General features: G+C 40.7%; 16 protein-coding genes and 3 pseudogenes. 10 read left to right on the top strand and 9 right to left on the bottom strand.

What is annotated here, in order from left to right; genetic code table 11:
- Window positions 1–53 precede the first annotated feature (53 nt).
- A pseudogene (locus ACYQ3L_RS25360) lies at window positions 54–1,013 on the top strand (IS66 family transposase); the annotation flags it as partial.
- A gap of 54 nt (window positions 1,014–1,067) precedes the next feature.
- Here ACYQ3L_RS25360 and ACYQ3L_RS25365 read toward each other — a convergent pair.
- Window positions 1,068–1,469: pseudogene (locus tag ACYQ3L_RS25365) on the bottom strand (TOTE conflict system archaeo-eukaryotic primase domain-containing protein); the annotation flags it as partial.
- A gap of 535 nt (window positions 1,470–2,004) precedes the next feature.
- On the opposite strand from ACYQ3L_RS25365, the gene ACYQ3L_RS25370 reads away from it, so the two are divergent.
- From ACYQ3L_RS25370 to ACYQ3L_RS25395, 6 genes and pseudogenes are all read left to right on the top strand, one after another.
- Window positions 2,005–3,705: an ISL3 family transposase gene (locus ACYQ3L_RS25370; protein ID WP_459952512.1), complete on the top strand. Its 1,701-nt coding sequence runs from the start codon at window positions 2,005–2,007 to the stop codon at window positions 3,703–3,705.
- A 374-nt stretch (window positions 3,706–4,079) separates the two neighbouring features.
- Window positions 4,080–4,289: pseudogene (locus ACYQ3L_RS25375) on the top strand (tyrosine-type recombinase/integrase); the annotation flags it as partial.
- A 232-nt stretch (window positions 4,290–4,521) separates the two neighbouring features.
- Window positions 4,522–5,115, top strand: coding sequence for a TetR/AcrR family transcriptional regulator (locus ACYQ3L_RS25380; protein ID WP_379994405.1), 594 nt, complete (start codon window positions 4,522–4,524; stop codon window positions 5,113–5,115).
- Between the two features lie 72 nt (window positions 5,116–5,187).
- Window positions 5,188–5,835 (top strand): hypothetical protein, encoded by a 648-nt coding sequence (locus tag ACYQ3L_RS25385; protein ID WP_379994404.1) that lies wholly within the window; start codon window positions 5,188–5,190, stop codon window positions 5,833–5,835.
- A gap of 137 nt (window positions 5,836–5,972) precedes the next feature.
- On the top strand, window positions 5,973–6,590 hold the full coding sequence (locus ACYQ3L_RS25390; RefSeq protein ID WP_379994403.1) for an outer membrane beta-barrel protein: 618 nt from the start codon (window positions 5,973–5,975) through the stop codon (window positions 6,588–6,590).
- A gap of 859 nt (window positions 6,591–7,449) precedes the next feature.
- On the top strand, window positions 7,450–8,085 hold the full coding sequence (locus tag ACYQ3L_RS25395; protein ID WP_380002163.1) for a hypothetical protein: 636 nt from the start codon (window positions 7,450–7,452) through the stop codon (window positions 8,083–8,085).
- A gap of 104 nt (window positions 8,086–8,189) precedes the next feature.
- Here ACYQ3L_RS25395 and ACYQ3L_RS25400 read toward each other — a convergent pair whose 3' ends face one another.
- Genes ACYQ3L_RS25400 through ACYQ3L_RS25430 form a run of 7 tightly spaced genes read right to left on the bottom strand, consistent with a single transcriptional unit; the run spans window position 8,190 to window position 10,475 of the window.
- Entirely contained in the window at window positions 8,190–8,441 is a 252-nt protein-coding gene (locus tag ACYQ3L_RS25400; protein ID WP_380002161.1) for a hypothetical protein, read from the bottom strand.
- A 35-nt stretch (window positions 8,442–8,476) separates the two neighbouring features.
- Entirely contained in the window at window positions 8,477–8,653 is a 177-nt protein-coding gene (locus tag ACYQ3L_RS25405) for a hypothetical protein (RefSeq protein ID WP_380002159.1), read from the bottom strand.
- A gap of 7 nt (window positions 8,654–8,660) precedes the next feature.
- Window positions 8,661–8,957, bottom strand: coding sequence for a hypothetical protein (locus ACYQ3L_RS25410; protein ID WP_380002165.1), 297 nt, complete (start codon window positions 8,955–8,957; stop codon window positions 8,661–8,663).
- A complete protein-coding gene (locus ACYQ3L_RS25415; RefSeq protein WP_459952317.1) occupies window positions 8,954–9,697 on the bottom strand; it encodes a hypothetical protein in 744 nt (247 codons plus the stop codon). The genes ACYQ3L_RS25410 and ACYQ3L_RS25415 overlap by 4 nt, the downstream gene beginning before the upstream one ends.
- A 40-nt stretch (window positions 9,698–9,737) precedes the next feature.
- A complete protein-coding gene (locus tag ACYQ3L_RS25420; protein WP_459952268.1) occupies window positions 9,738–9,971 on the bottom strand; it encodes a hypothetical protein in 234 nt (77 codons plus the stop codon).
- A gap of 6 nt (window positions 9,972–9,977) precedes the next feature.
- Window positions 9,978–10,205, bottom strand: a complete 228-nt coding sequence (locus ACYQ3L_RS25425; RefSeq protein ID WP_459952267.1) for a hypothetical protein — start codon at window positions 10,203–10,205, stop codon at window positions 9,978–9,980.
- Window positions 10,206–10,238: 33 nt separating this feature from the next.
- Window positions 10,239–10,475: a hypothetical protein gene (locus ACYQ3L_RS25430; protein WP_459952266.1), complete on the bottom strand. Its 237-nt coding sequence runs from the start codon at window positions 10,473–10,475 to the stop codon at window positions 10,239–10,241.
- Between the two features lie 203 nt (window positions 10,476–10,678).
- On the opposite strand from ACYQ3L_RS25430, the gene ACYQ3L_RS25435 reads away from it, so the two are divergent.
- Complete coding sequence (locus ACYQ3L_RS25435) at window positions 10,679–11,344, top strand: XRE family transcriptional regulator (RefSeq protein ID WP_459952265.1); 666 nt, start codon at window positions 10,679–10,681, stop codon at window positions 11,342–11,344.
- A gap of 386 nt (window positions 11,345–11,730) precedes the next feature.
- On the opposite strand, the gene ACYQ3L_RS25440 is transcribed toward ACYQ3L_RS25435, so the two are convergent.
- Window positions 11,731–16,059: a hybrid sensor histidine kinase/response regulator transcription factor gene (locus ACYQ3L_RS25440; protein WP_379997717.1), complete on the bottom strand. Its 4,329-nt coding sequence runs from the start codon at window positions 16,057–16,059 to the stop codon at window positions 11,731–11,733.
- Between the two features lie 377 nt (window positions 16,060–16,436).
- Between ACYQ3L_RS25440 and ACYQ3L_RS25445 the strand changes: the two genes are divergently transcribed.
- Window positions 16,437–19,514 carry a SusC/RagA family TonB-linked outer membrane protein gene (locus ACYQ3L_RS25445; RefSeq protein ID WP_379997719.1) on the top strand — a complete coding sequence of 1,026 codons (3,078 nt, stop codon included), beginning with the start codon at window positions 16,437–16,439 and terminating at the stop codon, window positions 19,512–19,514.
- Window positions 19,515–19,526: 12 nt separating this feature from the next.
- The gene (locus ACYQ3L_RS25450) at window positions 19,527–21,590 is read left to right on the top strand and encodes a RagB/SusD family nutrient uptake outer membrane protein (RefSeq protein ID WP_379997721.1); all 2,064 of its coding nucleotides are present in this window, start codon (window positions 19,527–19,529) and stop codon (window positions 21,588–21,590) included.
- Window positions 21,591–21,693 lie beyond the last annotated feature (103 nt).

Below are 21,693 nucleotides of genomic sequence, written 5' to 3' on the forward strand. Positions count from 1 at the left end.
TTGTAATTTAGCTGAAAAATCACTATCTTAGTATCATAAAAGATTAGTGTCATATGCCTTCAGACAGCACAAACCTCATAAAGCAACTCATGGAAAAGTGTGATCACCTTTACCGGGAGAACAGCCGCCTGAGAGAAATAGCATCTGAAAAGCTGGAGCCGTTGTCTGTAAAGGATGCTTATGATAAGCAACTGTCCCAAAAAGATGCCATCATAGCCAAAAAAGACCTAAGGATAAGTAACCTGGAGAAACAGGTATGCGAACTCCAGCGTCAACTATACGGAAAAAAATCCGAACGTTTTATAAAACCTGATGCCCTGGACCGCTGGCTTGACTTTGAAGGCTTTGATATGCTACCGGGAGAAGAAGAGGCGGCACAGGAAGCCGAGACAGAAATAAAAGCGGTAAAAGCGGCTATAACGGCCCGCCGGGTGGCAAATAAGAAACAGCCTGTGCGCAAGCCCCTGCCTGCAGAGTTTCCCCGTGAAGAAATCCACATCTATCCTCAAGGCTATAATGAAGGGGAATGGACGCTGCTTCCCGGAGAAGAAGTGACTGAGCTCCTGATGCATGAACCCGGAAAGTTCTATGTTAAGCGGATCATCCGCCATACGGCAAAACGCAAAGATACAAAAGAGATAAAAACCGGTGTGATGCCGGTTCTGCCGATAGCCAAAAGTTACGCTTCCTCCTGCTTGCTGGCAGACCTGACAGTCGGTAAGTATGTAGACCATCTGCCATTAAACAGGCAGATAGAGATGTTCAAGCGAGTAGGGGTATACCTTCCGCCCCCGACCGTTAACGGATGGATCAGGGAAGTGGCCGATTTATTGCGGCCTTTACACTTCCGCCTGCAGGAACTGGTCATGGAAGCGGATTACTTACAATCGGACGAGACCACCATACCGGTTATACGGGATGGGAAGCACAAGGCGGTCAAGGGATATATCTGGCTTGTGCGCAGCGTTATGGACGGACGCCAGTTCTTCTATTATGATTATGGTTCCGACAGCCAGGAGCCGGCAGGTTTCATCCGGCAGGAGCGGGTAAATGCCTATAATACCATTCCCGGATTCATCCCTGTTACGCAGGTGCCGTTCGATAACCCCGTCCGTTAAGGGCAGGAGTACCCTGTTTTTGCAATTCCTGCATTTTATTTCCGGCTTTTTGCATAATACCTGATCCCATTCATTTTTGCAGGCAGGCACATAAAGCCCCTTATCCAGTTTCTTGTTGTAATAGCGTTTGGCATAAACATCCGTCCGGCCACGGAACAGCGACATGAATAATTCGATTTTTTGCCTGGGTGGACTATGTTTGTTGACAGGTGAACCTGTGGACGGGTTTTCCGGTGGGGAGGCAGGTTCCGGTGGGGTCAAGGCATGAAGCAGTTTATCTTTCTCGGCAGTCAGCGCTGCTATTTGCCCTTCCAGTTCGGCAATCCGTTTTAAAAGTCCGGCATGATCCATAAACCTGCGTCTATTCAGTTAACTTTCACATGATTTTTATATTCTCCCTGCAAACATATCGTTTTATATAATACTGTACAAGCTTTCTCCGGCTAAATATCACTGCCTGTTTGGATAAGGCTTTCATTCCGGGACATATGCTGCGCTCTTACAGGACAATATTAAAGTAAAGTAAGGATAGTGTCCTGTCCGGAACAGAAGTTACCCTTTTCAACCGAAGGTATTTAATTTATTGCTTGCAAATTGCTTTGTCTTGTTGGTGTGGTACCTTTATTTTACCACTTTATTGCTTACATATTGCCTGCTATTACGAAGCAGTTGCTTGCAAATTATCAAACCCTTATAATAATCGTCTATTTAGAGACAAGGTGGATAATCTTGAGTATGCCGGTTCTTCGTCAAATTTGATGCAATAATTTTAGGACAGAGGGTGTATTAGTTAATTTATTCATTATCAAGCAAATAGATGTATAAATATTGGTATATCCAAATAATAATTCGTAACTTCAAGGTATTGATAATCAATATTTTGATAGTGAATAAAAAAGCAAATAAGGATAGATGTAATATCCGGATATGCAAGTTATATGAAACAGCGCAGGTAAAAATAAAAAGGTCCATTATTAAAGAAAACCTGTTGTATCTTTACGCTCATTCAACTAAGGGACACGGCACTTGTCCCTCGTGCGGGCGACATAGTAAGACAGTACGTTCCCGTTATATCCGCAAACTGATGGATTTGCCTGCATCAGGTTATAGTATCCGGATTCTATTACAGGTCCGCAGGTTTAGTTGTAAAAATACCCGATGTAGGAAAAAAATATTTTCAGAGCAATATCCCGGTTATGCATTGCCTTACGCCAGAAGAACGTTAGCGACAACCGTTTATCTTCAAAAAATACTACTTGAAATCTCAGCCCGGAAAGGAGCTTATATCACCGATGCCATTCATTTGCCGGTAAGCGCTTCGACTTGTTTGCGTATTGTCGGCCCGTTAAATATTCCCATACAAGAGGGTGCTGATGTCGTGGGAATAGATGACTGGGCCAGCCGTAAAGGCATGAGCTATGGTACTATCCTTGTCAACGCTAAAACCGGACACCCCATCGATTTGTTGGCTTCCAGAGACTATGCCGATGTCGTTAAATGGCTGTCAGGATATCCGCAAGTCAAATATGTTACCAGAGACAGGGCCAGCAGTTATGCCAAGGCTATCACTGATGCTTTGCCCGGAAGTTCCCAGATCGCAGATAAGTTCCATCTGGTAAAAAATCTGAGTGATACTATTTATGACGAAGTACTCCTGCGCTATCAGGAAATAAAGAAAACCTTTACTGAAGAACATAAAAAGGGAACGCCGGATATTCATCCGGAAAATATAAATGTGCCCTCTGATATGCCGGATACCGGTACCGATATCGATTTTATTCGGCCACCATCTCTTCATCGCCGGCAGGAACTGTTCGAACAGATCCATCGCTTAAGTAAATCCGGATTCTCTCAAAGGCAGATTGCAAAGACCCTACATATCAACCGGAACATGGTGCGGTATTATTTAGCCAGACAGGAATTACACCCCAGGTTCAGAACATTCACGAATAATTATGAGGATTATCTGGATGAAATAAAAGGAGGGTGCCGCAAAGGGTTAACTGTCAAGGATATATTCCGGTCTATTTCCCGGAAAGGTTTCCGTGGTAAGGTTGCGCCTTTTTACCAATGGTTCCGTTATTGTTTTCCTGACTATAAATCCGGCAAGTATAAAGTTAAACAACAGGCTATAAGTCCGCAAATCGAAATGAAAATTCGCTTTGGAGCCATATCGGCGCGTAAATTGGCTATATATGTATCGAATCCCGAATGGGGAGTCTGCGAAGCTACAGGCAAACGCAACCGTGAAAGCCAGTTTGCTCAGGAAATTATTACATCCAGTAGCTTACTGCAAGAATTACGGTATATTAGCCAGTCTTTCCGTAAGATTATTAATGGCGATAATGAAGATGCCCTAGATACTTGGATAACCGAAATAAAACAGTTCAATATCAAGAATATAAATTCTTTTGTCAATGGAATAATCCGGGACAGGGATGCAATTTGTAATGCTATACGTTATCCATGGACCAATGGCTTGGTGGAAGGAAATGTGAACAGACTCAAAAATAAGAAAAGGGAAATGTACGGACGGGCCGGATTTGAACTGTTAAGGCGCAAGGTGGTGCTATCTAAAACCGGATAAAAGACTGCATCAAATTTGACGAAGAACCCACTTCATCAGATTCTCCAGACAAGGATATCGTCTATAAAGAAATATCAGGATTTCGATATCCTTTCCACATATCCTATCTATTGCCTAATATCTTTTTCATATTAATTTAAACTTCCGTAAAACTTTTTACTGCGCATGCTTTTTTATGGATGTAGTTTTGTAAAGTTTTTGTTAAGGCCCTGAAGTTAACGAAGTGATTTTGTGAACTTCTTTTTTTGTTTAGATTGGGTTTGAATCTAAGAATAAAGCAAATAAGGCTGTAATCGAATCATTACAGCCTTATTTCTTTTACAAATTTTCCTCAAGTATTCTTCCGGTTTCCAATTTATATTGGCGGCGGTTATACCTCGCATGTTGCCAGGCACACTTTCGGAACCCTTTTGACCATCTCACAGGGAGTTCCGATAGAAACGGTCAGCCGGATGATGGGGCATACCAATATCAAGACAACCCAGATTTACGCTAAAATAACGAAAGAGAAAATCAGTCAGGATATGGAAATCCTTTCGCACAAACTGGAAAGTTTGGAAAAGCAGATTACGGAACGGATATGACTTTGAAACAGGGCAGACCTAAAGGTCTGCTTTGTTTTTCACTGTTTTCAAACAACTCACTGCAAAGGAAGTAATACTTTTGATACCAAACAGACACTACAAATAATTTTAAAATTATTGTATTTCAGCGTTTTAAAAATATTATTTGCAAATCGCTCTGAAAAAAAACACAAAAAAATTTGGTGAATAAAAAACTTGTTGTACTTTTGTGGAGTATTTGCTCTACAACTAAATGAAGGATAATAAAGAACATATATTAAAAAAGGCTTTCCTGCTCTTTATGCGAAAAAGCTATAAAGCCGTAACATTGAAAGATATAATACATGCGACAGGTCTTTCCAATGGCACGTTCTATTACTATTTTGAAAATAAGGAGCAACTTTTTAAAGAAGTGGTGGAACAGTATATGTTTAAACTGACACGCCAAACATTTGAAAACTCCCCCAAAGATTCCTTGTATAATTTTATCCGGCATGCGTTGAACAATTTCCAAAATATCTTCAATACATTACACAGAAACACGGAATCTGATTTGAATATGAATTTTTTCTCTTTCCTGTTTGAAGCATTAAGATATTTTCCCGAACTACAAGAAGAATTGCTAAAAATACAGGCGCAGGAAACGAATGCGTGGGTCAAAATTATAGGAATTGCAAAGAAAAACGGTGAGATAAGACAGGATATACCCGACGATGCTGCCGCTAAACTGTTTATCTATGCATCAGACGGTAATCGAATGGATTATGTTCTGGATAAGGATATTGAGGCGCTGAAATCCAGAATGGAAATTTTATGGAATGAACTTTATAATATATTAAGAGTATAATTTTTTTTGACAACAATAGAGTAAACACTCTATTGACTAATACAAACATTCAAATAAAATATATAAATAATTATGAATCAAAATGTATCAACTAAAAAACAGACAATGAGCATTTTCCCGAAGCTCAAAGATTGGCAGTTATTCGGAGTTTTACTTGTTATTCCGGTAATTCTTCAAACGGTAATCATCGCAATGGTTTTAACAAACAGCGATTTGGTACGGTTATCTTTCGGTTTTATGATTAATCCGGTAAGGATTGCCGATATGCTTTCAGCTATTCCTTCCGGATTGGTTATGGTAATTTCAGTCCTGACGATTGTATTTATCTCACTGATTTTCTGCTGGCTTTATTCGCTTGGAGTGAATCTTCACAGAAAACTCCCGGAAACGGCTGTACTGAAGTTGCCGGTATTCAAGGTATTTCTTTTTATATCAGCCGCTCATGAGATATTTGCTTCGATATGGATGTACTTTTTGTTTCTCGAAATTTCGTCAGGAGAAGCATTGGATATGAAAATGTTATCTATTACCACGCCATTGCACTTGATTTCAATGTGCTGTGCTTTTTATTGCTTTTATTTCATAGCAAAAGCATTGAAAAGCATCGAATTACAAAAACCTGCAACGTTTGCCGACTGCAAAGCGACATTTTTTCTGGTCTGGCTTTTTCCTGTAGGAATCTGGCTTATCCAGCCTAAAATAAATAAATTGTTTCAATGATAAAATATAATTGGCATGTGCATTAAAATAATAAAAATTATGATAACGTTTCTCATTTTTCTATTGATGAAGTTGTTATTCTTTCCATTCTGATGGAATCCAATCACTTATTTATTAACCATTTATTGATAAAAAGAATGAATAAATATTTTTTCTCACTAATAATTTTGGCGACCGTATTTACTCCTGTAAGCGCTCAGACGAAACTGACCTTTTATAAAGGAATCAAAGCGAATATCGCCTTATCGGATTACCATCCGATAAATACCGAAAGTAATCCGGGCATTGGTGCAACGCTTGGAAGCTACGATAAACTGGAAATCGGGGAACACTTTGCATTGCAAGGCGAATTTCTGTTCCGCTATGCGACTTCCAATATTCGTGATAATTCATCCGGTGGGATGAACAGATTCACCTACCGTGGAATTGAAGCGCACCTTTACGCAGTTAGTCAATTCAATAGCGGTTCAGGGAAAACTTTTGTAGGTATAGGCCCTTACACGGGGTATGGGCTTGATGCAAAAAAGTATCTGAATCGCTGGAATGTTGGCGCAGGGATTATTTTCGGCTATGAATTTGCCAATGGTATTTGCATTGACGCTGCATATCAAAGGGGATTTCCCGGCTTGCTGAGTACAGGTAACAATAAAGTAGCTATAAAGGCACAGGCTTTCAGTCTGGGATTGGGGTATAAGTTTCGTATTTTTAATTTCAAGCTGGATAAGAATAAAATAAGGAAAGCATTTTCTGATTAACTCTTGAAGAATTGCAAATTGCTCATTCGGCATAAAACAGAACTTCGGTCTGATTATTAATATTCTCTTTAATTTTTATGCTTATTGGTTGCAAAAATCTTATATCACTGTCTTTGTCCTTGTTATGCACAGGTAGCAGAACCAGGATAAATAATATAATAAAATTGCTCCTGTCTGTAACGGACAGCAAGGGATTATAAGCATTAACAAATATGATTTCCAAACAATTACATTGAATCCGCTTTACCAATTCCTGTATATATCAAATAAAACAGGATTGAAATACACAGACTATCCAATGACCTCTACTGTCCTGTTGCCTGTCAGTTGCTCCTGTTGCTTCCATCAGCTATAAGCAGCAACCCACAAGCAACCCACCCAAGCTAAAAGCAACACCGGACAGCAACTACAACCGTAAAAACGGCCAAAAACAAGCGTTAGCAACTATCTATATGATATACAGCATGTTATACAGGATTTGTTTTTGTTATTTTTGTATTTAACAAAAATGAATCCGGTGTGCAGGTCGTATTTTGCCGGCTGTTGCTGCCTGATTTGTATTGTTTATCGACCGGTACCCTCTTATCTTTTTTGCAGCAGGTAATACCCTTCCAATACTGAAAAGCTATATTTACCTCCTGTACAGGGAGCAATATACCGGTATTGGGAATTGCTATCCCGGTTGCTTTTATTACTTTTGTAGCCTAATCCTGTAACAAAGGGAATAAACAATGAATATAACCATAACAAACCTACAAGCCATGACCCTTATAAACACATAGGTTCACAGCTCCTGAAATTTGCGATCTCGTATAAAGCCAGCGGCCGCAAGATAAAATCATTCCTGCTCGACCACCTGATGAGTAACGAACAAAGGGCAAAACAGGTGGAAGAGGGCCTGATCCGCGCAGGATACCGTAATATAGATGCTTTCCTGGAGAGCCTGATATTCGAGAAGCCATTGTATGCGGTAGTCATCATAGACCAGTCCTCACCCGAACTCGAAAACGTACTGGGACAGTTGACCCTCAACACCGACATAATAGAATTCCAGACTTTCAGGCACAATGATGATTATATACATAAATTCACACCGTTTAATGCCGAGATCAGGGAAGTGACAGAAGCCACCGGCAACCTTAAACCGGAAGAGTTAAATACGATAGTGGTAGCTGCCAGGGAAGAGGGCTTCGAAAGGGAATTCTTAGGTAATAACCGCTGGTATGCCATCCGTGTCAGCGCCTCCATGATAGACCGGCTAAAGTATATAGCTGCTTACCAGGTCTCTCCCGTATCGGCTATAACATACTATGCCGAAATAATATCCATAGACAAATACCAGGATACGAACAAATACATCGTTCACGTAAAAGAGCCTGTAAAAATTAAGCCTATACCGCTGGATAAGGATAAGAAAGGGCTGGCCCCGCAAGCTCCCAGGTATACGGCAATTGATAAATTACTAAAAGCAAGGAAGCTGTCAGAAGTATTTTAAACTATTCCAAGACTAAGCTCCTGTCGTTTACCGGATGATTGCAGCAGGGTATTATTACATCCTGCTGCAACCCAATAAAATATCCGTTATGCCTGTTATACATGTTATAATTCATCTACAAGCCTTGTAAGCCTGTCAATGAGTTTCCTTGCATCATCCTTCGTGACGGATATAACCAAAGATCCGTCTTTTGTCAAATTATCAGGTATAATATCCCCGGCCAGGAATAAGAGCTCCTTTTGTGCCGGAACCCCGCCAATTTTAGGCGTTACTACCTGTACACTGAAACTTATACCTTCGTTGTTGTCAATCATGTAAGGCTTTTGAGCCGCTGTTTTTAAAAATTTCCGTTCCATTTTTTTCAATTTTAAGTGTTGCTTATTTACATAAATTATTTAAGCCCCTGTTTTTCAAAATCTACCGTAAAGTGGGGAATTCCCCATTTTATGGTATTTTCCTTATTTTCACTGTTTTTCATAAAAGGGCGGATATTCCCTTTTATGGGATTGTATTCACTACCGGCAAGACAGCCCTGCTTTTTCAGGATATAGTATATACGATTCCGCATTGGGTTCCTATTTTAAAATATCCTTAGCCTCCTTGTAACTCCAGCCTTTCTTACTCCTTCCTGTTCCGTAAGCTTTCGCTAAATACGGTATATTCAGGAGATACGGGAATTGCAGGGTATTGCACTTCCTGTCTTTAGCCGGGATGTAATGCAGGCCTTCATCAAGGTTGACAGAAAGCGATTTGTCCAGCTTATGACGCCTCGATCCTTCCCTGCACTTCGGGCAAAGCGTCTTTACCTTGCCGGATGTCCTGCCAAAAGGTATCTCTATTCCTGTATCGCTCCATGTTCCCATAGCTGTCACATAAACCTCGGTTTGGACGGGTCATCCGGCATTAAGCCGTAACGGGTTACCTCATCGTTCCATGCCTCCTGGCTGATATAGGTCTCGAAGTTCTTCCGGTACTGCTTATCAGGCGTAGACTCCACATAAAGCGGGATATGCTCCAGTGCCGTTTCCCTGCAATGATTTTTCAGGTTCGACCATCTCCTTTCGCTCGTTTTGCGGTTGCCTTTCATGCCGTACATCCGCCAGGCTTGTTCAAATGGAAATTTTTCCTCAGTCACACAAGATATAGATTTATCTATATCTATATTCTTGTTATCATTCTTGTTAATGGATGGGCTATTCGTCAATCTTTCGTGGGTCGCCCGTCCTTTCTTCATCGGTATGCCCGTGGTTCCTTCGTAATTGTCGGGGTTCTGGTAATAATCATAATTACAGATCGTTATCAGGATGCCCCGTGGGTACTTTCGTGTGGCGATCCGTCCGGCTGTTCGCAGGGCGTTCATGGTATGCTTCACCTGAGATTCGCTGTAACGCCCTGTACGGGCCCCAACCGTCCATGAAAGGGCCTCCCGGATCTCCCGGTAACTGCGGAACAGTTGACCCCGTTTTACCAGGTACCCGCCATACTCCGTATCCGAACTGTTGGCTTCCCTGAGCAGGTATGCCCAGGTCTCGCGCACACAGGGGGGAGACTTCGATATGGCGCTCTCACTGATGGCTCGCGGCTGCAAGATATAACCGCCTTTTATTGTCATTGTTCTTATTGTTGTGATTAGATTTTGTTAGTATATCTGTTTATTCCCCGGATGCCTGCAACTGCCTGATAACGCTATGCAATAATTCATTCTCAGTCCTCAGCGCCCTTATTACCTCATCCTTCGATTCCAGTTGTCCGGCGACAAGCGATTGTACATCGATGTTGAAGTTGTTTACCGTCATATTGATACTGCAATTATCACCCGCCTGGATCACATCCGCCTGTATGATCATCTCCGTATCTTTACCGCCTTTTGTCAATGTTCCGCCCATAGCCTTTTATTTGTTATATACCAGGTAAGTGTAATAATCCGGCTTGTCATTCCCGCTGTTATAACAGGACAGGATTTTAATACAGGCTTCCTTTACCCCGCAGAGGGACAATATCCTTTCTTCCGGCAGTTCAGGCCGGCTGATAATAGCTGTATCCGGCATTCTGAAAAAGTCATGCACCGCTTCCCCTTTCGATACCTCATCGCCTGTAACGTATATCACTTTTGTTTCCATCTTTTATAGTTTAAGATACAATCTAAGAGGCCCTCATCCTGTTATCCCGTTTTCTTCCATGACCCTGGCTACTTCACGGCTGACGGCTTCCTTCAGGAACACACGTTTCTTACTGGGCAGGATAAGCGTATCCCCCGGACGGTTGAACTTCTTCCCCTCGCGGATATGCTGCTGGAGCGTGGAACGCGCGATACACAGGCACAGCAGGCATTCCCCGTAAGACATATAGTTGTCTTTGAGGTAGTTGTAATCGTTCTCTGTTAACGGCATAATCTTTATATTTATAAGGTTATTATTTGGATACATAAACTCCTGTCGTTACATTTGCGGTGTGTGAAGCCGTTAAGGTTTATGACGGTTGTTTATATCCGTTTATTTGCTTTTATTATGCAAATATATTCCAATAGTGGATTGTATTTGGATTAAAAGCATTATATTTGTGTCATGATTAGATTAATTTAACTTTTATATAAATGAAGGATTTTAAATTTCGGTTAAATGAGGCGATGGAAATGCGGCGCATATCCCGGTACAGGCTGGCTAAGGATTGCCATTTGTCCGCTACAACCATCACAAACTGGCTGACAGGAAAGACAGTTCCTGACAAAACAAAGATCCGGGCGGTAAGCGAATATATGGACGTTAATTCTAACTGGCTATTGGCAGGGGAGGGAAATATGATTACCGGGACTCTCGGACAGTCAAAGGAAGATACGGATGCAGGGGAAGATAAATGCATCTGTGGGAAACGGGAGACACGTCCCCGTATCCCGTTGAATGCTGCGGCGGGGGCTCTGACCTGTGCGATGGATGGTGTCAGGATGTGTGACTGCGAACAAATCCCGGTAGTCAGCATATTTCCGGAATATGACTTTACGATGTTCATCAAAGGGGACAGCATGTACCCCCATTATGAAAGCGGTGATGAAATAGCTTGCAGGAAGATAAAAGGCTCGCAGTTTATACAGTGGGGCAAAGTGCATGTGCTGGATACTACGCAGGGACTTATCATCAAAAGGATATACGATGCAGGCGACAGCATCAGGTGTAACTCGTTTAACCCGGATTATCCGGACTTCGGGATACCGAAAAGTGAAATTTACTCCATTTGTTTGGTAGTGGGGTTACTGAGACTGTAAGAACGAAAATGGATGATGTCCGGGAAAGCAAAAGAATGGTTGTTGCTAATATCGGAAAACAAATGTATCTTTACATAATCAATCTCATCAGGCGAATGTTATTTTCCGCATTTTTGTTACCCAATTGTTACTCGCCATTTTCAAAAAGTAGGCTTATGTATTTATTATCAATTGATTACAAATGCCATTTACCTTTATTACCTTTAACAGTTAGGGGTTACAAGATTTCACGCAAAGGCGCAAAGTTTTACATCTTACGAGTTATTGACTGTTGACTGCTAACTGCTAACTGTTTACTGATATATCTGTTTCCTTTTAGGCTGAAAGTGACAGAGACAAAATAGTGTAAAAAGTGTCAAGTTTGTCAACTTTTAGGATTTATAAATTTACTCTTTCTGATTTATCGGTTGACCATATTTCGACGGAGAACATTTATACTGGGCTTTGAAACATTTGCTGAAATAGAACGGATCGTCAAAACCTACCTTGTAAGATATTTCGGATACAGTGAGTTCTCCCTGTAAAAGCAGTTCGGCCGCGCGTTTCAACCGTTTTATCTTTATGAGTTCGTTGGGAGAAAATCCGGTTATACCTTTAACCTTTTTGTAGAAAATAGTACGTCTTTGCCTGGCTAATTCGGCAAACCTATCTACAGAAAACTCTGTGTCGGCAAGATGCTCTTCCAGTATTTTATCTATCATGTTGAAGAATTCCTTATCCTTGTCTGTAGATGTGATCAGGTTGCCGTCGAGCACATACTCATTTGAGAAACGTTTTTTCAGTTGTTCCCGTTGTTCTATTAGTTTAAATACTCTGGTAACAAGGTATTTAAGGCTGAAAGGTTTCATTATGTATGCATCCGCCCCGCTCTGAATGCCTTCCAGCTGATGCTCTATCGACGAGTGTGCCGTTAACAGGATGATAGGAATATGGCAGGTCTGAAAGTCCTCTTTCAGTCTCCGCGTCACTTCAAATCCATCCATGGCAGGCATCATCACATCGCAGATGATAAGGTCAGGGTTTATTTCGACTGCTTTCAGCAACCCTTTTTGTCCGTCTTCGGCAACTTCTACCATAAAGTATTTGCTGAATTCATCGATCAGGAAATTGCGGATATCATCGTTGTCATCGATTATCAGCATCTTGTAATTGGAGAGTGTGGAATCGTCTATATCCGGTAATTGGATATTTTCGGTAGTATCTGACGGATACAGGATCTTGCTCTTGTTTTCATTAGAGACAATATCGGAATGAGTAGGAGTAATGAAATTTTCGCCTTTGTAAGTTTCCTTATTTACAGATATCTCCACATTGAATATGGAACCTTGTTCTTCATTGTTCTCGTACCAGATTCTGCCTTTATGCACATCGACAAATTCTTTTACCAGAGACAGACCTACACCGGTTCCGGCCGACGAAAAGTTGATTTGCATGAAGCGGCTGAACAGCATATGCTGCTTATCTTTGTCGACACCTATACCGTTATCTTTCACTTTGAAAAGGCATACTTGCTTTTGCTGGTCTATAGAAATCATAAGTTCTATTTTCCCCCCGTTAGGAGTAAACTTGAATGCGTTTGATAACAGGTTATAGAGTATCTTATCTACCTTGCGGCGGTCGATAAACATCTTGTATGAGCCGGTATCGCTGATAAATGAGTATTCTATTTTCTTCTGATTGGCGGCTTCCTGAAAATTGGAATATATGTCTTTGGAGAACTCAATGATATCGGTATCTTCCAAATCGAGCGTCAATACATTGTTCTGTAGTTTACGGAATTCTAGTAACTGGTCGATGAGCCGGGTGAGTATAACGGAGTTTCTACCCAGAATGTTTATCTGCTTCATCGCGTGCGGAGACACTCCTGTCTGTTCATTCAGGTTTTCTACAGCCCCCCTGATCAGCGTAAGCGGGGTTCTGAACTCGTGGGATATATTGGTAAAGAAACGCAGTTTATGGTTTGTCAGCTCTTTTTCTAACTTTACGTTATTATTAAGCATATTAAACTTATAGATAAGTCTGAACGCGATATATAAGAGGAGTACTGCTAACAGGCCATAAATAATATAGGCATACCATGATTTCCAGAAAGGGGGTGCGATAATGATTTCAATTTGAGTGACTTCTTCATTCCATATCCCATCACTGTTTGTCCCTCTTACTTTGAATATATATTTCCCCGGTGAAAGGTTCTTGTAGGTAGCTGTATTATAGTGGCTTATTGCACTCCATTGCTTGTCATAGTTTTCCAGCATATAGACGTACCTGTTCTTTGCCGGATCTTTTAATACTAAGGAGGCGAATTCGATGGTGAATGTATTCTGCTTATAGCTTAGGTTTATTCTATCGGAATAGCTTATCGATTGTTTCAGGGGAGAGCCTTTTATTCCGGCCTCGACCTTGACATCATAAATGAAAAAGTCCGTTAACGTAACTGGCGGGGTATTTTGGTCGGGCACGAACGATTCGGGATTGAAAACGATTAATCCATCGAGGCTGCCCCACAGCATATTGCCGTTCTTGTAATGGATATTTGCATTCTCATTGAAATGGTTGCCGTATGTTTTCTCAGAAAACTGATAGATTATGAATGTGTTTGTATTCTTATTAAACTTGGTTATTCCACTTTCTGTGCTGATCCACAGATTATGTTCTTTGTCTTCCTGGATACCTGATACAAAATCACCGGACAAACCGTTTGCCGTAGTATAAGCTATAAAATGTTCATCATTTTCCGAGGTAGCAGGAACGAACTTATTTAGTCCGCCTCCGGCAGTACCTATCCAGATGATGCCTTCTTCGTCTTCAAATATTGTCTTTATATCATTACAGTTGATCCCGTTTTTCTTATTCAGGTTCATACGGTACGTTTTATAGGCTTTGGGATTCTTTATCAACTCTTCCGGATTGAATAAAATGATGCCGTCGCTACTTCCCGCCCATATACGTCCTTTACTATCCTGATATATATACCGGATATAACTACGGTTGCCGTCGTCGAAGAAGAAGCGTTTGAACTTAATACCGCCGGGTGTATCTTCGGCAAGGTTTATCCCTCCTCCGAAAGTGCCTATCCACATACGGCTTTTATTGTCTTTATATATATTGAAGATGGTATTGTAGCTGAGTGAATTGGTATCTGTCTCTATATTCGTATAGTGAGCTATTTCTTTGTATGTGGTCAGATCTATGATGTATAAGCCTTTTCCTTTAGTCCCTACCCACATTCTTTTTCTGGAGTCTTCGGTCAAAGTATAAGGATTCATATCTTTATATATACATCTCCCGGCTTCCAGGATGTCTTCATATACATATAAGCTGCCATTCTTTGTGCCTACCCATGTTTTGTCGAATGCGTCGGCATATATTGTGCGTACATTGTTGTTTTTCCCAATTGAAGTCTCTATCTCAGGGCGGACAATCTGTATGTCGTAATTGGGTTTGGTAACCTTAATGATACCTGCATATTCGCTCCCAATCCAGATATTACCATATCTGTCTTCCGTGATGGACAGGAGATAATCCGATGCCGGACTGTTTTTGTCGGCGCTATACTTATAGTTCTGTAGAATCTCAGTTTCAGAATTATAGTAAAATAGTCCATTCCCATATGTCGTAATCCAGATGAAACCTTTAGAATCTATGAATACATTATATCTCTCTAAGTCGATGATCTGAGCAATAGCCGATGGTATTAATTCCATCTTTTTTACCTTCCGGCTGTTTTGATTATAATACCATACTATACCGGAGTGATTATATATCCAGATACCCTGATTCTTATCAATTATGAACTCTATACTACCTGCGAGTTGCGGATCTTTTGCCCAAACAGGTTTGTCAAAAAGTCCGGTGCTTATATTATATGAAATAAGTCCCGACGCTTTTGTTGTTATCAATAGTTCATTATCTGATAGTCTGGTCACATCGGTATAAACGTCATTAAGTGAAGAATTGGTCGTCTCCTGAAAAGATTTTCGTTTAATATCGTATTCGACGATAACCGACTTTTCGGTAATGAAGTATATTTTATTATTAAGCTCTATTGCTTTAGTAAAAGAATGCTTATTGTAAAAGAGAGTATCTGTCTTATCTCCCGATATCATGAAAAGGCCGGATTCGCCGCCAACCCATATGGCAGCTCTGGAGTCTTCGAAGAGAAATTTACAGTCTTTCTTATTCTCTGTTGTCTTCCCGGTAAGAAATGACTTTGTGGAAAACCCACTTCCCGTTTTGCGTATTCGCAGGCAACCGTTGGTATTTCCCCACAACCAGATAGTACCATCCGAAGTTTCATAATAATTTATATAATATGCATTGTTTTCGTGAATTTTATTTCCCTGTGAATGATAGTTTACAAAGGAATCGGAAACCGGATTGTAACAGCTGAATTCATTCTTGTATGTCTTGATCCACAAATACCCGTCCTTGTCCTGAAAAACGTCTTTTATACGATGGTCTATCAGTGAATTCGGATTGTTAAGCTGAGGTTTGTAAGCAATAAGGTTATAGCCATCGTACCTGTTGAGGCCATCTAAAGTCCCTGCCCAGATAAAACCTTTTTTATCCTCGAGAATTGCCCGGACAGTATTTTGCGACAGCCCGTCTTTCGTACTGATTTGTGTGAACTGTAAATTGTTGTCCTTTGCCGGGTATGATTTTACAGGTAAGATAATGAATAGAATAATGAAGACTATAGATTTCAATAGGTTCATAAGGCTAACAATATTTGAAACTCTTATCAAAAGTACGAAAACTAATGTTTATTCGGGGCCGGGTGGCTAAAAATCTATAAGATTGAACGATTTTACAGATGTCATGTTCCTTTGTATTGCAATCTGCGAAAGTCTGGCTTGTAACCGTTTCCTATAAACAATTTTCGGAATTTGTGTTTTTATGGTATTGTATGTTTTGGAATATCAATGATGAATTTCCATAACTATGAACAAAAATACATTTTTCTGAAAATATGTTAATCTTAGTTTTGCTGCTGTAAATCGAAATATGAAAAACCTGGTGTTGGAATTTTTAGAATCTAAAGCGAAAAGAATTTAAACACACGAAACTCAATTACCATTTTAAATTAATATTTATGAGGAATTACCATGGAAAACGGCTCTTAAGAGCCAGAGGTATGTTGACATTGATTCTCATTTTTATGTCGACATTAGTTTTTGCGCAGACAAAGACTGTAACCGGTACAGTTGTCGATGATCTGGGAGATAGTGTAATCGGAGCTGTAATAACAGTAAAAGGATCAACAAAAGGAACGGTGACTGATCATGATGGAAATTTTTCTGTTGTGGCAAGCGCCCAGGATGTACTCAATATAAAGCTCATCGGCTATATTGAGCAGAATATTACGGTAGGATCACAGACACATATTAAGATTGTACTTCAGGAAGATACACAGATGCTGGATGAAGTAATCGTCGTTGGATATGGAGTTCAGAAGAAAAGTGATGTGACCGGAGCTATGGTGAGAGTCGGCGAGAAAGAAATGAAAGCTATGCCTGTGCAAAATGTTTTACAAGCTATGCAGGGAAAGCTAGCCGGAGTAGATATAACTTCTAATGAACGTCCGGGAGAAGCAGGTTCTATACGTGTACGTGGTGAACGCTCTATCAATGCGACTAATGGCCCTTTATATGTAGTGGATGGTATTCCATTACAGGGATTAGGTATTGAAAATTTAAATCCGGGCGATATAGAGTCGGTGGATGTTCTTAAAGATGCCTCGGCTGCAGCTATTTATGGGTCAAGAGGTGCCAATGGGGTAATTCTTGTTACAACGAAGAGAGGTAAGACTGGTAAAGTCTCAATAAATTATTCAGGAACTTTTTCCGTGGAAAATATGCATGACCGACTGGAAATGATGAATTCTCAGGAATGGATTGATTATAGCCGTGCGGCAAAGATAAAAGCAGGCACATATAATGGATCTACAACTATTTCGATGGAGAATGATGAAAAGGTATATGGACAAGATCCTTATGCATGGGCTCAATTCAAAAAAGGATGGGCCGGCGGTTCTTGGGATGGGAGCCTTGTCCCTACTTATGATTGGACAGACGCAGGTCTTCAAACGGCTTTTACTCACGAGCATACACTTAGTGCCAGCGGAGGTTCTGATAAAATGCAGGCTTATTTCTCCTTTGGATATTTAAATCAGGACGGCACGCAACCGGGACAACGTTATCAAAGATATACTGCAAAAACGAGTGTGGATATGCAAGCGAACGATTGGTTCAAATTAGGGGGTAGCATGAATGTCACATGGGGAGACCAGGAGTATGGTTATAACTTTCGCAAGAGTACAACGGGTGCATCCAATCTCTATTTTGCTTTGCAAGGTATGCTACCCTGGACTGTACCTTATGATGATAATGGGGGATATATCCGAAATCCGGGAGGAGACGTAAATATCATCAACCCGATAAGAGAGGCTGAATATTGTAACAATCAACGGCAGAATCTTCGTGCTTTCGGTAGTTTTTATGCCGAATTGAATATGGGAAAGATGGCAGAGGTATTGGACGGACTGCGGTACCGTTTCCAGTTCGGACCCGATTTCCGTTATGGTCGTACAGGTATAGCCGATCCGGCTGAATCTATAAATGGGGATGGGAAAAATCTGGCTCAGTACAATACTGAAACCAAACGCTCATGGACTCTGGACAATCTGTTGTATTACGACAAGACTATTGGCAAGCATAATTTAGGTCTTACTTTATTGCAAAGTGCATCAGCCTATCATCTGGAAGGTTCAAATATGAGAAGCTATGTTAATTCATCACAGGAACTCTGGTATAACATTGCTTCGAAAAGCGATATCCAAAGCTATGGAACGTATCTCACAGAAACATCTCTCCAATCATATATGGTTCGTATGAATTATGCATTTTCAGATAAATATCTTCTTACGGCTTCCGGGCGTTGGGACGGAGCGTCTCAATTGGCAGAGGGGCATAAATGGGATTTCTTTCCATCTGCAGCTTTGGGTTGGAGAGCAGAGCAGGAAGAATTTCTGAAAGAGATGAGTTGGATCAACTTGCTTAAACTTCGTTTAGGTGTGGGTATTACAGGAAACTCGGCAATTGATGCATATGCGACAAAAGGTGCTATTGCTCCTAACTATTACCATTTCGGAGACGTTACGGTAAATGGTATGGTCGCATCAGACCCTTCTGCAAAAGATCCGGTAGTAATGGCAAATCCGGAATTGGGATGGGAAAAGACTACCCAATATAATCTGGGTTTAGACTTCTCTTTCCTGAAAGGACGTATAGGAGGCTCTATCGATTTATATAAATCGAAAACCTCAGACCTGTTGATGACAAAAAGTTTACCTTCTCTGACCGGCTATTTGAGAACCTGGGCAAATGTAGGAAAGACTGAAAATAAAGGGATTGATATCACTTTAAATACAACTAATATACAAACAAAAGATTTTGGATGGACTTCGTCTGTTACGTTCTCTGCTGATAAAAATAAGATTACAGAGTTGGCAGATGGAAAGACTCAGGATATAGCCAACGGATGGTTTGTCGGAGAGTCTATAGGCTCGTATTATGACTATGTCTACGACGGTGTGTGGAAAACCAGCGAAAAAGAAGAAGCTGCAAAATATGGTCGTGAACCCGGGCAGTTGAAAGTCAGGGATCTTAATGGAGACGGAAATATAGAAGCCAATAATGACAGGCAAATTGTAGGGAAAGCGCGTCCTGACTGGTCCGGAGGCCTATTGAATACATTTACCTATAAAAACTGGGAACTATCGTTCTTCTTATACGGCCGTTTTGGGTTTACCGTTCGTACAGGAGAGGAAACTCTTTCCGGCCGTTTTGCTATGCGTAAACTTGACTACTGGATTGAAGGAGTGAATGAAGATGCAGAATATTATGCTCCAGGTGTGGGAGGCGAAAACGGTGATGATAAAAAATCTACTATGAGCTATCGCGACGGTTCGTTCGTCAAATTGAGAAATATCTCATTAGGATACAATTTCTCTCCAAAAATAACCAAATCTTTAGGTATTAATAATCTTAAGCTTTATGCACAATGTATGAATCCGGGCCTTATTTATTCAAAGATAGACTTTATCGATCCGGACTTAGGTGGGTCTACATTCAACCGTAGTTTTGTTTTTGGTATTAATGTCGGATTTTAATAAATGCTTATTATGAATAATAAATATAAAATATTATATACGGGGCTGATAATTGCATCCTCAATATTTGGCCTTTCGTCTTGTAGCGCTGATTTTCTCAATGAGAAATTGATAACAACAGAAAGTACGCAGTCTTTCGAAACACAGGAAGGCCTCGACAAACTTTCTATCGGCCTCTATCAAAATCTTGAGTTTCATTTCAACTATGAATGGGTCTATACCTTGTGGCAATACGGGACGGACGAGATGGCTGTGGCAAATGACGGGATTCAGGAACCTTACAATAGTTATACATCGGCTTTTGACCCTAGCAGGGGTACCGGAATGCCCGAACTATGGGACAATATGTATTCCGGCATATCTTCAGCTAATATATTAATAAAGAATGTTCCTCTCTATTATGATTCGGGTAATGCTAATTATAATACCCGTTTGGGAGAAGGGTATTTTATGAGAGGATTCAATTATTTCCGTTTGGTTTGTCAATTCGGAGGAGTACCTTTAGTAAAGGAACCTGTTATAGGTGCAAAAACTGATTTTGAACGTGGTAGTATTGAAGATACATACAATCTTGTAATATCAGACTTAAAAGAAGCCTATAATTTACTCCCGGCCAGCGTAAGCGAGACAGGCCGTTTAACAAAATGGGCGGCAGCTCATTTTATAGCCAAAGCATGTTTATTCCGCGCGAGTGAAATGAATGATTCATGGAATAGTAGTTATAAAACTCAGGACTTAGACGATGTTATAAAATTTTCTAAGGAGGTTATTACCGCTCGTCCTTTATGTAATGATTTTGTTGATTTGTGGAATTATCAGGAACCTAACGGTGCAAATGAAAAAGTAACGGAAGTTGTATTAGCCGCCCAGTTTTCAAATGATGCCACATCCAAAGGTCGTTATGGTAATCAGGTCCATTTATATTATCCATCTCTTTATCAGAATCTTGCGGGATTGAAGAGGGATATTTCGGGTGACCGTGAGTTTTCCCGTTTACGTACAACCGAATATGCCCTTGATGTATATGATAGGGTAAATGATTCCCGTTTTTGGAAAAGCTATATAACCACTTATCGTTGCAATAATCCAACAGGCGCTCCTCGATGGGACACAGTTAAGGTTAATAATCAAGTAGTTTTTATTCCGGATGCGTCTTTGATAGAAAGTATTGATCCTAAAACCGGAAAAGCAACTTACAAACAGAAGTTTGCAGGAGGAGCAGAAGCTGTGCGCTACATTGTGAATGATGCAGGTGATACAAGATATTCGGTAAATAAGCTTTATCCTGTTGCGCCTCACACATTTGTCCGTTATTTTGAAGGAGAGCAAAAATCATATATCGGGAATCATGGTAACAGTGGTACATATGCGACTAAATCACGTTATGTTGCGTTAAGTAAATTCCGTGATGGTTCGCGTACTACAGTCGCAGATCAGTTCGGATGCCGCGATGGCATACTGGCCCGTTCGGCAGAGGATTATCTGATGGTTGCGGAAGCTTATGGCCGTCAGGGTAAATACAGTGAAGCTCTTCCGTATATCAATAAGCTACGTGAGAGAGCCGGATATGCTGATGGGGAAGTGCGTAGTAAAAATATCGATGGTGGACAGGCTTATAAGAAGAATTCCGCCGGACACGGGAGTGGTACCGGATTTGCAGTGTATTCGGAAACAAATACATATTACGAATCTAACAATAATATGCCAGAGACGACAGCTTCTACAAAGAGTGTAATGCAGTTTACGTCGGTAAGTGATATATTTAATTCCACAAAAGAATTTTATGATGTTCTCAATGCAAGTTCAGATGCCGAGAAGTTTATGATCTTTATCATGAATGAACGTTCTCGTGAATTGATGGGTGAATTACACCGTTGGCCTGACCTGGCTCGTAGCAAACAGCTTGAAAAACGGTTTAACGCATTTAATGACGGTTCGGTTGTTACAGGTTCGGCTTTTAAGGCAAGTAAGCACTACCTCCGTCCATTGCCACAAACTTTCCTCGATGCAGTAACTAAAAACGGACAATCTTTATCCGCAGGAGAAAAGCAGGCCATGCAAAATCCTGAATGGTAATTAATCTGCCTGTTTTCTAAGGATATCTTTAAATGAGGGTGTGTCAAAAGTATTTTTCACTTTCTTTTTGTCATGTTGAACGGAGTGAAACATCTCGTTTCTC

Source organism: Dysgonomonas termitidis (genome assembly GCF_054657735.1).

What these genes read in the sequence shown, in the direction of transcription:
- ACYQ3L_RS25420 (WP_459952268.1), bottom strand. Translation starts at nt 9,971, where the DNA reads ATGGGCGGAACATTGACAAAAGGCGGTAAAGATACGGAGATGATCATA.
- ACYQ3L_RS25400 (WP_380002161.1), bottom strand. Translation starts at nt 8,441, where the DNA reads ATGGAACGGAAATTTTTAAAAACAGCGGCTCAAAAGCCTTACATGATT.
- ACYQ3L_RS25390 (WP_379994403.1), top strand. Translation starts at nt 5,973, where the DNA reads ATGAATAAATATTTTTTCTCACTAATAATTTTGGCGACCGTATTTACT.
- ACYQ3L_RS25425 (WP_459952267.1), bottom strand. Translation starts at nt 10,205, where the DNA reads ATGGAAACAAAAGTGATATACGTTACAGGCGATGAGGTATCGAAAGGG.
- ACYQ3L_RS25440 (WP_379997717.1), bottom strand. Translation starts at nt 16,059, where the DNA reads ATGAACCTATTGAAATCTATAGTCTTCATTATTCTATTCATTATCTTA.
- ACYQ3L_RS25385 (WP_379994404.1), top strand. Translation starts at nt 5,188, where the DNA reads ATGAATCAAAATGTATCAACTAAAAAACAGACAATGAGCATTTTCCCG.
- ACYQ3L_RS25430 (WP_459952266.1), bottom strand. Translation starts at nt 10,475, where the DNA reads ATGCCGTTAACAGAGAACGATTACAACTACCTCAAAGACAACTATATG.
- ACYQ3L_RS25395 (WP_380002163.1), top strand. Translation starts at nt 7,450, where the DNA reads ATGAGTAACGAACAAAGGGCAAAACAGGTGGAAGAGGGCCTGATCCGC.
- ACYQ3L_RS25450 (WP_379997721.1), top strand. Translation starts at nt 19,527, where the DNA reads ATGAATAATAAATATAAAATATTATATACGGGGCTGATAATTGCATCC.
- ACYQ3L_RS25435 (WP_459952265.1), top strand. Translation starts at nt 10,679, where the DNA reads ATGAAGGATTTTAAATTTCGGTTAAATGAGGCGATGGAAATGCGGCGC.
- ACYQ3L_RS25445 (WP_379997719.1), top strand. Translation starts at nt 16,437, where the DNA reads ATGAGGAATTACCATGGAAAACGGCTCTTAAGAGCCAGAGGTATGTTG.
- ACYQ3L_RS25380 (WP_379994405.1), top strand. Translation starts at nt 4,522, where the DNA reads ATGAAGGATAATAAAGAACATATATTAAAAAAGGCTTTCCTGCTCTTT.
- ACYQ3L_RS25415 (WP_459952317.1), bottom strand. Translation starts at nt 9,697, where the DNA reads ATGACAATAAAAGGCGGTTATATCTTGCAGCCGCGAGCCATCAGTGAG.
- ACYQ3L_RS25405 (WP_380002159.1), bottom strand. Translation starts at nt 8,653, where the DNA reads ATGCGGAATCGTATATACTATATCCTGAAAAAGCAGGGCTGTCTTGCC.